The sequence below is a fragment of the Paenarthrobacter sp. CM16 genome, from assembly GCF_013179505.1.
Lineage (GTDB): Bacteria > Actinomycetota > Actinomycetes > Actinomycetales > Micrococcaceae > Arthrobacter.
The window spans coordinates 1-11,531 of the sequence record NZ_JABMCX010000155.1 but is presented as its reverse complement, the minus strand read 5'-3'; the positions used below and the strand labels follow the sequence as shown (position 1 = coordinate 11,531).

At 62.6% G+C, this 11,531-nt stretch carries 9 protein-coding genes; 8 read left to right on the top strand and 1 reads right to left on the bottom strand.

Annotation, left to right across the window (positions count from 1 at the left end; translation table 11 throughout):
* Positions 1–552: ATP-binding cassette domain-containing protein (locus HP499_RS14340; RefSeq protein ID WP_172324758.1), on the top strand; the 552-nt coding region annotated here is incomplete at its 5' end.
* A gap of 3 nt (positions 553–555) precedes the next feature.
* Here the strand turns inward: HP499_RS14340 and HP499_RS14335 are convergent.
* Positions 556–1,203: a hypothetical protein gene (locus tag HP499_RS14335; protein ID WP_172324756.1), complete on the bottom strand. Its 648-nt coding sequence runs from the start codon at positions 1,201–1,203 to the stop codon at positions 556–558.
* Positions 1,204–1,385: 182 nt separating this feature from the next.
* On the opposite strand from HP499_RS14335, the gene HP499_RS14330 reads away from it, so the two are divergent.
* The 7 genes from HP499_RS14330 to HP499_RS14300 all read left to right on the top strand — a co-directional run.
* Positions 1,386–2,522: a GuaB3 family IMP dehydrogenase-related protein gene (locus HP499_RS14330; RefSeq protein WP_172324754.1), complete on the top strand. Its 1,137-nt coding sequence runs from the start codon at positions 1,386–1,388 to the stop codon at positions 2,520–2,522.
* Positions 2,523–2,694: 172 nt separating this feature from the next.
* Positions 2,695–4,449: a glycerol-3-phosphate dehydrogenase/oxidase gene (locus HP499_RS14325; RefSeq protein WP_172324752.1), complete on the top strand. Its 1,755-nt coding sequence runs from the start codon at positions 2,695–2,697 to the stop codon at positions 4,447–4,449.
* Between the two features lie 47 nt (positions 4,450–4,496).
* The gene (locus HP499_RS14320) at positions 4,497–4,985 is read left to right on the top strand and encodes a PTS sugar transporter subunit IIA (RefSeq protein ID WP_026539873.1); all 489 of its coding nucleotides are present in this window, start codon (positions 4,497–4,499) and stop codon (positions 4,983–4,985) included.
* A gap of 127 nt (positions 4,986–5,112) precedes the next feature.
* Complete coding sequence (locus tag HP499_RS14315; RefSeq protein WP_172324750.1) at positions 5,113–5,982, top strand: SURF1 family protein; 870 nt, start codon at positions 5,113–5,115, stop codon at positions 5,980–5,982.
* Entirely contained in the window at positions 5,979–6,479 is a 501-nt protein-coding gene (locus HP499_RS14310) for a DUF3817 domain-containing protein (protein ID WP_172324749.1), read from the top strand. The genes HP499_RS14315 and HP499_RS14310 overlap by 4 nt, the downstream gene beginning before the upstream one ends.
* A gap of 130 nt (positions 6,480–6,609) precedes the next feature.
* Positions 6,610–8,199 (top strand): glutamine-hydrolyzing GMP synthase, encoded by a 1,590-nt coding sequence (guaA, locus tag HP499_RS14305; protein WP_026539875.1) that lies wholly within the window; start codon positions 6,610–6,612, stop codon positions 8,197–8,199.
* Between the two features lie 160 nt (positions 8,200–8,359).
* The coding region (locus HP499_RS14300) for a DEAD/DEAH box helicase (RefSeq protein WP_172324747.1) at positions 8,360–11,531 on the top strand (3,172 nt) is incomplete at its 3' end.

Sequence of the window (11,531 nt, the reverse complement as noted above, 5' to 3'; positions counted from 1 at the left end):
CGGCACCTGGCCGTGCTGAGCCAGGAATTCCTCAAATATGAGTTCGCCACCGCCGCGGAGAACATCTACCTCGGTGATGTTGACCAGCCCCGGGACGATGACCGGATCAGGCGGGCGGCATCGGATGCCGAAGCCATGGAGTTCATCAATAAGCTGCCCAACGGCTTGGAAAACCATGTCAGCAATTGGATGGAGGACCCCCGCGGCCGGAAGGGCAGCGGCCTGTCCGGCGGGCAATGGCAGCGGCTGGCCATGGCACGCAATTTCTACCGCGATGCCTCGTTCATGGTGATGGATGAGCCCACCTCGGCCATTGACGCCTTGGCTGAGCACCGGATTTTCACCCGGCTCTTCGCTGACAGGAGCAGCACCATCATTGCCATCAGCCACCGTCTTGCCACCATCGAGAAAGCTGACATCGTCTACATGCTGGAGGACGGCCGGATTGCGGAGCAAGGAACGCACAAGGAGTTGGTGGCGTTGAGGGGGCGCTACTTCCGGATGTTCGAATCCCAGCTCTCGGTCGATGAGAGCAGCCAGAACACCCCCTGAGACTTAGAGCGGGCCGTATCCGGCGTTGCCATGGGGATCGCGCCAGATGGCCAGGTCCTGCTCCAGCAGCGAACGGAAGCGGGGATCGTTCGCGGCTTTGTTGCGCAATGATTCACGGGAACGGCCCATGATGGTGGCCGGGACGATGATGGCGCCCACCAAGAGGCAGATGAGGAACGCAAGAACCGCGCCCAGCATCAGCAGCGTCGCAGGATCCTGCCACGTCGCGGGTTTAGCCGTGAGCGCGATCAGTGCCAGAAAGGTGATCAGGATGAACGCCACGAATGACAGCGCCCCCCGCAAGCTGCCGGGTCCACGATTGATGAGCACCCTGTCTGTATTTGGCAACCGGTCCCGCACCCGCCCATAGAAGACACAGCAGAGCACGGATAGGGCCGCTCCGGGAAGGCTGAGGGAGGGAAGGGGGACCAGTGTGTCGAACCGAACGGCGAGGAGGACACCTAAAAGGACGAGGACTGCGCCCATCCCGATTCCCGCAGCCCAGGCGCCCATATAGGAACCCCGCGCGTCGGCGATTTCGCGCAGGCGGGATCGGGCACTAATGGGAGAAATGGTGGAGAGCTCCGTGGACAGCCAGTAGTCCAAGGGGTGGGCGTTGGGAAGTGGAGCGGGTCCTGTCTGATAGCTCACGCGGGGCATTGCTCCCGGCCTGCACCGGTGTGTCTGGACAACAACCTCAACTGTCCAACGTGGAAGGCTCCGTAGAATTCGGGCGCCATGAATCCCCCTCGATAATGTTGCGCACACTTTGTGAAGTCTCCACTCTATTGGTCGAATCGGGGTTCTGAGAGGGGTCCAGTAAAGTAAGAGCCGTGACTTATGAGATTGAGATTGGCCGAGGCAAGCGTGGGCGTCGTGCCTACTCCCTGGATGACATTGCGATCGTCCCGAACCGCCGGACGCGTGACCCGAAGGACGTCTCTGTCTCCTGGCAGATTGACGCCTACAAGTTCGAGACCCCGGTGATCGCCGCTCCCATGGACTCCGTGATGTCCCCGGACACAGCAATTGCGTTCGGACGTCTCGGTGGGCTCGGCGTGCTGGACCTCGAAGGTCTCTGGACCCGCTACGAGGACCCTCAGAAGGTTCTCGACGAGATCGCCGGCCTCGCCGACGAGCCCAACAGCCCTGCCGTTACCCGTCGCATGCAGGACCTTTACAAGGCACCCATCCAGCCGGAACTCATCAGTTCCCGCCTGGCCGAAATCCGCGCAGCAGGCGTCACTGTGGCAGGCTCCCTGACCCCGCAGCGCACCCAGGAACACTACAAGACCGTGGTGGCTGCCGGCGTCGACATCTTTGTTATCAGGGGAACCACGGTTTCGGCTGAACACGTCTCCAAAAACCACGAACCCTTGAACCTCAAGCAGTTCATCTACGAACTTGATGTACCGGTGATCGTTGGCGGTGCGGCCGGCTACACGCCTGCCCTGCACCTCATGCGCACTGGCGCGGCCGGTGTCCTGGTGGGCTTCGGCGGCGGCGCCACCACCACCACCCGCCGTGCGCTGGGTATCCATTCGCCCATGGCCTCCGCCATCTCCGACGTCGCTGCCGCCCGCCGCGATTACATGGATGAGTCCGGCGGCCGCTACGTTCACGTCATTGCCGACGGCGGCATGGGCAGTTCCGGTGACATCGTCAAGGCCATCGCCATGGGCGCAGACGCCGTCATGCTTGGCAGCGCATTGGCCCGAGCTGAAGAGGCACCCGGCCGCGGATGGCACTGGGGTCCGGAAGCGCACCACCTCGAATCACCCCGTGGCGACCGCGTCAACGTTGGAACCGTAGGCCCCTTGGAGGAAGTCCTCTTCGGACCCGGCCACCACACCAACGGCACATCCAACCTGATCGGTGCGCTGCGCCGTTCCATGGCGACCACGGGCTACTCGGACCTCAAAGAGTTCCAGCGCGTCGACGTCGTGGTTTCGCCTTACGCGGGCAACTGATAATTACGCGCTGAAAGCCCCTGCTGACTGCCGATTCCGATCGGAGCCAACAGGGGCTTTCCTCGTTGTCCGGGATTCTGCCTTCACAGCTGCGCCTGCATTGCCCTGCCCAAGGCGGCAGGCAACAAGTAGGGTAGGGGATTACCAGCTGTTGCGTTTGAGGAGGGGTCCGATGAGCAATGTCGCAGGCGGTCCGCAGGTGAGTTCCCCGGGAGCGCTAAGCCCGGAATCCCGTGCCGCATCAATCGAAGTCCTGAAAGCCACTGCCGAGGCCGGCAAGGAGCTCGACATCCTGATTGTAGGTGGCGGCGTGGTGGGAGCCGGAGCTGCCCTGGATGCCGTCACGCGGGGCCTCACAGTGGGCATCGTGGAAGCACGGGACTGGGCTTCAGGTACCTCCTCCCGGTCCTCAAAGCTCATCCACGGAGGCCTCCGATACCTGGAGATGCTTGATTTCGGCCTGGTCCAGGAAGCGCTCCAGGAACGGGGACTGCTGATCCAGCAGATAGCACCCCACCTGGTGCGGCCCGTGCCCTTCCTGTACCCGCTGACGCGAAGGCTCTGGGAGCGTCCCTACGTCGGTGCAGGCATCATGCTCTACGACACGTTGGGGTTGACCTCCGGCCACAGCCGCGGCGTTCCCATGCACAAGCACCTCTTCAAGCGTGGAACCCTGCGCGCTGCTCCCAGCCTGAAGGACGATGCCTTCGTGGGATCGATCCGCTACTACGACGCACAGGTGGACGACGCCCGCCTGGTGGTCAACGTGGTCCGGACGGCGGCCCACTACGGTGCCCATGCGGCCAACAGGCTGCGCGTGGTGGACTTCCTCCGCGAGGGCGAACGCGTGGTCGGAGCCAAGCTGGAAAACCAAGAGGACGGCAGCACCTTTGAAGTCCGGGCAAAGCAGGTGGTCAACGCCACCGGAGTCTGGACGGACGAAACACAAGCCATGGTCACCGACCGCGGCCAACTCAAGGTCCGCGCCTCCAAGGGCATTCACCTGGTGGTGCCGCGCGATCGCTTCCAATCCACGGTGGGATTGATCCTTCGCACTGAAAAGTCGGTGTTGTTTGTCATCCCCTGGGGCCGCCACTGGATCATCGGCACCACGGACACCGATTGGAAACTGGACAAGGCCCATCCCGCTGCATCCAGCAAGGACATCGACTACGTCCTGGAACACGTCAACAAAGTCCTCAAGCGTCCACTGACCCGTGAGGATGTGGAAGGGGTCTACGCCGGCCTACGGCCTTTGCTGGCCGGCGAGAACGACTCCACGGCCAAACTCTCCCGGGAACATGTGGTTGCGCATCCTGTTCCAGGGCTGGTGGTGGTAGCCGGCGGCAAATACACCACGTACCGCGTCATGGCCAAGGACGCCGTGGACGAGGCCACCCGGGCCATGGACGAGCGGGTTCCCTCCAGTTGCACCGAGACCATCCCCTTGCTGGGAGCGGAGGGTTTCAAGGCAGCCTGGAACCGGCGGGGGCGTTCTGCCGAGGAAGCAGGCGTCCACGTCGCCAGGGTTGAGCATCTGTTGAACCGCTACGGCTCCATGACGCAGGAAGTCCTGGAATTGATCTCCCGGCGACCGGAACTGGGGGAGCCCCTACCTGGTGCCGATGACTACCTCGCCGCTGAGGTTGTCTACGCAACAACGCACGAGGGAGCCCGCCATGTCCACGATGTTTTGACGCGTCGGACCCGGATCTCGATCGAATCGTGGGACCGGGGTGTGGCAGCCGTCCCGGTAGTAGCTAAGCTGATGGGAGAAATCCTTGGCTGGAGCGAGAATCAGCGCGAAAGCGAGATCAAGCACTACCTGGCACGCGTGGACGCTGAACGGCTCAGCCAGCAGCAACCCGACGACGAATCGGCCGATGCCGCGCGCATGGGAGTGGATGACATCGTTCCCCTTCGCTGACCAGCTCAGGAAAATGCGGCCGGAAGGCCACACTGGAGGGAACACACTTGGCTGAACCACTTGACCGGTATGACGCAGAACTGACCACCCCGGACACCGTCATCCTCGAACTTGTCGCCGAGGACAAGATCGACGCCGCTGCCCAACTGGCCCACAAGCTCCATGCTGCCGGCCGGATCACCAACCTTGAAGGCTTCCTGGAACAGGTGCACTCACGGGAGCACCAACTGGCCACAGGACTCCCCGGCGGCATCGGCCTTCCGCATGCCCGCAGCGAGTTCGTGGACAGGATCTCGATCGCCGTGGGGGTGACCAAGTTCGGCCACGCCTTGGACTTCGGGGCAACCGACGGCCCGGCAACCTTGATCCTCCTCATCGCCACCCCTGCCAGTTCCTTCTCCGACCACCTCGAGGTCCTGGCCACCCTGGCGCGTTCGTTGTCCAAGGAGTCATTCCGTGAGTCCCTCCGGCGGGCCCACGATCCCGAGGTCATCTCCGAACTGATCAACTCCAGCCTGGTGTTCTTCGACCACTAAAGATTGGGCCAGGCCCTTTCGTGTCGACTTCGTCGCCACGTAGGGACCCTGCTGCCCCACTCTGGGGGCAGCTGCCCCGCTCTTAGCCGTTTCGTTGTTCTACAGCCGGACGAAGTACGGTTAAGGGGTGTTGAAAACCGCGTTGAAACCCCGCTGGATCGCAGGACTGGTCTTTGCGCTTCTGTTATCCGGGGTGTTTGTGCTGCTCAGCCAGTGGCAGCTCAGCCGGTCCGCCCAGCACGAGCCTCCGGCGCCGTCCAGCATTGAAGAAGTCAAACCGCTGGTGGACGTCCTCAAACCCGGCCAGTTCTTCCCCGGATCCGTCTCGGACCAGATGGTCACCGCCACCGGAACCTACGATCCCGCCAAGCAGGTTCTTGTAGAGGGCCGCCTTTATAACAACCAAAAGGGCTTCTGGATCGTCTCGGCCTTTGCCGTCAACAACGCTCCCACTCTGAGCGGTGTTGCTGCCTCTGCCCAAACCTGGATCCCTGTGGCGCGCGGCTGGGTTGCCGATGCCGCCCAAGCCGGCCCTCCGCCGTCGGGCACCATCACGTTGACTGGTCGCCTTATTCCCTCTGAAGCGCCCGTTCCCAACGTCGACGCCGGTCCAGGCCGTGCGTCCGCGGTTTCAGCCGCGGAACTCATCAACAAGTGGGAAGTCTCCAGCTACCCCGGCTTCATCGCTGCGACGTCTGAAGAGTCCGGGGGCGCGGTGCTTCCCCTTGATGATGACGTCAAAGCACTGAACATCCCGCCCCAGCCGCCCGCGGAGCAGGTCAACTGGCTGAACCTCTTCTACGCCGTGGAATGGGTTGTCTTCGCCGGGTTCTCACTCTTCATCTGGTGGCGCCTGGTCAAGGACGACTACCGTCGGGACCTCGAAGAAGACGAAGACTACGACGACGACGTTGAGGACGACGCCTACCCGTCCGCTCCTTCCGGGACCACCACAGAACCTACAAGCCCAGAGCCAGAACAAAAGGTGCAGCAATGATTGAGCCAAAACCGGCCATCCAGCCCGAGCAATCCGGACCCAAGCCCAAGAAGCGGCGGTTTGGCGGAACGGAAGCCCAGATCCGTTCGGCCTTGAAGTTCTACAAAGTCATGGCGTACCTGACCGGTGCCATGCTGCTCCTGCTGTGTGCGGAATTGATCGCCCGCTACGGATTTGGAGTTTCACTCTTCGCCGGCGGCACGAACGCCGTCACGGGCCAGCCTTTCGGCTTCGGTTTCGCGGAATCCGAGCCCAAAGGCGTGATCGGCGGGTTCAACATCTCCACGTCGGTACTGATCGTGCACGGCTGGATGTATGTGGTGTACCTGGTGTCCAACTTCCGGCTGTGGTCGCTCATGCGCTGGCCGTTCTCAAAGATGATCCTGTTGGCTTTGGGCGGCGTCATCCCCTTGCTGTCCTTCATCGTGGAGAAGAAGTTCCACGCGCAGGTCGAAGCCGAGCTTGCCGCCAACCCGCAGGCCTCCAAGCGATACTAGGAGCGCACGGCATCCCATTGCGGGATGTGCGGAGGGGTGCATTGTGAGATGCCTTACGGCAGGGGCTTTTTGGCCCCTGGCCGCCTCCGCCAAGGTGCACCGGGACGGCTCGGCAAAGTAGTCTTGTCTGGTGACTACTCCCACCGCACCCCAAACTTCCCAGAAGCCGGTGCTGGTTGTTGACTACGGTGCCCAGTACGCGCAGCTGATTGCCCGCCGCGTCCGCGAAGCGAATGTGTATTCGGAAATTGTTCCGCATACCTTCACCACCGAGCAGCTTCTGGCCAAAAACCCGGCAGCCATCATCCTTTCCGGAGGGCCCTCCAGCGTGTACGCAGAGGGTGCCCCGTTCGTGGGTGCTGACCTCTTCGAGGCCGGTGTTCCCGTGTTCGGCATCTGCTACGGATTCCAGGCCATGGCCAATGCCCTGGGTGGCAAGGTAGCCCAGACCGGTTTGCGGGAGTACGGTGCCACCGAAGCCCTCCTGGTAGGTGACGCGCGCTCCATCCTCGATGGCGTCCCGGCGTCCCAGAACACCTGGATGAGCCACGGCGACTCTGTCCACGAAGCCCCTGAGGGCTTCGAGGTCCTGGCCACCACGGCCGGAGCTCCGGTAGCTGCCTTCGCTAATGATGAGAAGCGCCTTTACGGTGTGCAGTGGCACCCGGAAGTGAAGCACTCCGTCCTTGGACAGCACGTCCTGGAGAACTTCCTGTTCAAGGGTGCGGGCCTGAGCCCCAACTGGACCACAGGCAACATTCTCGAAGAGCAGGTGGACCGGATCCGCGAGCAGATCGGGGACTCCAAAGTAATCTGTGGCCTCTCCGGTGGCGTGGACTCCGCTGTAGCTGCGGCTTTGGTCCAGCGCGCCGTTGGCGACCAGCTGACCTGTGTCTTCGTTGACCACGGACTCCTGCGTGAAGGCGAAGCCGAGCAAGTTGAGCGCGACTTCGTGGCGGCCACGGGAGTCAACCTCTACGTCGCCAATGAGCAGGAGCGCTTCCAGTCTGCTTTGGCCGGCGTCAGCGATCCCGAAACCAAGCGCAAGATCATTGGCCGCGAATTCATTCGCGCCTTTGAAGAAGCGGAGCGGGCGATTATCGCCCAGGCTGCTGCCGAAGGCGAGAAGATCAAGTTCCTGGTTCAGGGAACCCTGTACCCGGACGTCGTCGAATCAGGCGGCGGCGAAGGTGCTGCGAACATCAAGAGCCACCACAACGTGGGTGGGCTTCCCGAGGACCTGCAGTTCGAGCTCGTTGAGCCACTGCGGGCCTTGTTCAAGGACGAAGTCCGTGCCGTGGGTGCCCAGCTTGGCTTGCCGCAGGAAATCGTGGGCCGCCAGCCCTTCCCGGGCCCCGGCCTGGGAATCCGCATTGTTGGCGAAGTGACCAAAGAACGGTTGGACCTCCTGCGCAAGGCTGACGCCATTGCCCGTGCGGAGCTTACGGCCGCAGGGCTGGATAACGATGTCTGGCAGATGCCGGTAGTCCTTTTGGCCGACGTCCGCAGCGTTGGCGTTCAGGGTGACGGCCGAACTTACGGCCACCCGATCGTGCTGCGTCCGGTGTCCTCCGAAGACGCAATGACGGCTGACTGGTCGCGGTTGCCCTATGACCTCCTGGCCCGCATCTCCAACCGCATTACCAATGAGGTTGATGGTGTGAACCGTGTGGTGCTGGATGTCACCAGCAAGCCACCGGGAACCATCGAGTGGGAATAGCATTCTAAAGTGGCCGGCTTCCTCTGGGAGGCCGGCCACTGTGCTTAACCCTCACGGTGTCTCTGCCAATTCGGCAGGCACCTGTGAAATGACGGCGAATTTCGCGTCTGAACAGCGTTGCGGAGCGGAGTGCCAAGGTATTCCCGCTACCCTCGAAGGTATGCCGGTATGGTCCAAGGCGTCTAAAGCTAGTACAGAAAAGAAGGCAGAAGTTGTGTCATTAGGTCAAGGCCAGGAAGAGGGCTCCGAAGAGCTCCGCAAATGGCTGTCTGGTCTTAAACCCGTCACCGGGGCGGACACGATGCTGCGTTTCGTCAAGACGCCCGAAGGCGCCATCGATCTGAGCAACGCGCACCCGTCGGGGTTGGCGCAGTTGCTGGCAGGTCGCAGAACACGCCTGTCCACACTGATCCGGGACAGGCAGCAGTACCTCGTAGCGGCCCGCGCCGCCCGCAACATCAGGTCCAAGATCTTTGAGCTGAGCAATGACCGCGGCATTGAAGCCGGTTATTTGTCCGCAGGCACCGTTGTGTGGACCTCTGCCGTGGGCGGAAAGCCGCAGCGGGTCTCGGCGCCGGTGATGCTCGCTTCCATCATCCTGACCATTCGGCCGGGCGAAGATGACTTTGAGCTCCAGCTCACCGAGCAAGCGCGCATGAATCCTGCCCTGGTGCGCCACCTCAAATCAGTGCACGGCATCGTCTTTGACGTCAATGCCGTAGCCCGAATGGCCTACAACACTGCCCGGTTCGATCCCCAGCCGGTGCTGGACCGCCTGGCCACACTGGTCCAGCCCATTCATGGGGCCGAGGTTGAGTTCAATTTACTGGTCACCACCCTGGCTGACCTTTCCGGTAACCTCGATGATCCTTGGATCAACATGAACAACCCCACCGTAGCGGCCCTTGCTGTTGCGGCAAACGGTGGTGACATTGAGCCTGAGCCCATCAAGGCGGGCCGGTTCCCGAGCCTTGACTTGCGTGACCCGGCAGATGAGCTCCTCCTGCTCGATGCCGACACAGACCAGCAGTACGTGGTGGATGCCGTCCGTGCAGGGGATTCCCTGGTTGTCAGCACCCCGCCCGGAAGTGGACAGACCCAAACGGCCATCAACGCAATCGGCGCGCTGGTCAGCGAAGGAAAATCCGTCCTGGTGGTAGGTGACAGGCAGTCCAGCCTGGCGGGACTTTCCGCGCACCTTGAATCGCTGGGCCTTGATTCCATGCTGTTCCGCCCCGGTAACGGGACTACGCCTCAGCAACTCAAGGGCCAGCTGGTTCGCGCGATCATGCGCAATGAAAAAGCTCTTGAACCTCAACTGGGTAATTTGCACCAGACGCTGACCGGACACCGGCACGCCCTGATGGACCACGTAGCCTCGCTGCATAATGTCCGTGATCGCTGGGGTTGCTCGCCGTACCAGGCCATGCAATCCCTTGCAGAACTGACATCCATCCATCCCGCACCTTCCACCACGGTCCGCCTGAAGCGCAGCGTGCTGGACAATATCAAGGACCGTGAGGAACTGGCCGGGCGCCTGCGCCGGGCAGCTGAGCTTGGCAGCTTCAGCCGGGCATCCACCTCCAGTCCCTGGTATGGGGCGCGGTTGGTCACCCGCAAAGAAACCGAGGAAGCCCAGCAGCTCGCCCGCTTGGCGGAGGAGAAGCTCCCCATCCTGCGGGATCGGATGAAGCAGGTGTCCGATCACGCTGAAATCCGGCTGGGGGATACCTTCACCGAATGGGGTGCGCAGCTCGAGCTGCTCATTGCTGTCCGGGAGAGCCTGGACAAGTTCACTCCGGACATTTTCGACCGGCCGGTGCACGACCTCATCTCCGCCACCGCCAGCTCGGCCTGGCGTCGTGAGCGCAACTTGGAGATGCCCTCCATGCAGCGTTCCCGCCTGCGCCGGGTAGCCAAGGAATACGTTCGGCCCGGAGTGCACATTGCTGACCTCCACAGTTCCCTGGTCCTGGTCCAGGAGCAGCGGGCCCTGTGGGCCGGTTACGCCACTACCCAGCGTCACCCGGCAGTGCCGTCGGGACTTGCCGATCTTGGTTCGCTCTACCGGGAACTGGATGGAGAACTGCACCGTCTCGGTGCAGCCCTCAAGCACACCAGCGACGGTGGCTCCCTGCACGGAACCCCCTACTTGGAGCTGATGGAGCGGTTGGAACGGCTCGTTGCCGACACCGCCACGTTGGAGACCCTCCCTGAGCGCACCCTCCTGATTGAAGAAATGCGTGAGCACGGCCTGGGTGAGCTTCTATCCGACCTCGCTGCCCGGGAAGTTCCCGCCCCCTCCGTGGCCGCTGAATTGGATCTGGCGTGGTGGCAGTCCGCTTTGGAAGCCATGATCAGCGGTGACGACTACCTGGCCATGTCTGATGGCGATTCGCTGCGCCGCCTTGAAGCTGAATACAGGCTTGCAGATCAGGCGCACATCGCCAGTGGCGCAGCCCGTCTCCGCTGGCAGTTGGCGCAGAAGTGGCGCCAGGGGCTGCTTGAGCACCCCAGGCAGGCGGAATTGTTGCGCGCCCTCCTGAAGGATGGCAGGGTCACCTTGCCCGCCCTGAGTGCCCAAGCGCCGGATCTTGTCCCGCTGTTGGTGCCCGTGTGGTCGGTCAGCCCTTATCTCCTGACGGGAGTTCTGCCGGCCGAGCAAAAGTTCGACGCCGTGGTGGTGATAGACGCCGAGTCCACCTCCCTGCAGGCCGTCCTTCCTGCCATCGCGCGGGCGAAGCAGGTGGTGGCCTTCGGTGACGCGAAGATCGCCCATGCACGTACCTTCAGCGTTGCCGTGGAGCCGCCGGTAGCCGGTGTCGCCAGCCACGAAAATGTCGACAGCGCCTTCAAAGCACTGGCAAGGGTCCTTCCCACGTGGCAACTGAACTGGGTCTACCGGGCAGTGGACGAGGACCTGATCCTTCAGCTGAGCAAAAATTACTACGACGGCGGCCTGCGCCGCCTGCCTGACGGCAACTCGGTCACGGGCTTGGACCGTTCCATCTTGGTGGAGTACATTCCCGACGGCACCGGGCTTCCCGGCGCGGACCATGAGGGCGTTGAATCCGTGACCGCCGAGGTCAACCGCGTCGTTGACCTGGTGTTCGAACACGCCAGGCTCCGGCCCCGCACCTCTTTGGCTGTAGTGACGGCCAGCCTTCGCCACGCCGCCCGCATCGGCGAGGCCATCAGGCTTCAACTGCCCAACCACCCTTTGCTGTCCACCTTCTTCGGAGCTGGCCCGGAGTCCTTCCGTGTAGTGGATTTGGAGCGCGCGCAGGGCTTGGTGCGTGACCACGTGATTTTCTCGCTCGGCTACGGTCGCA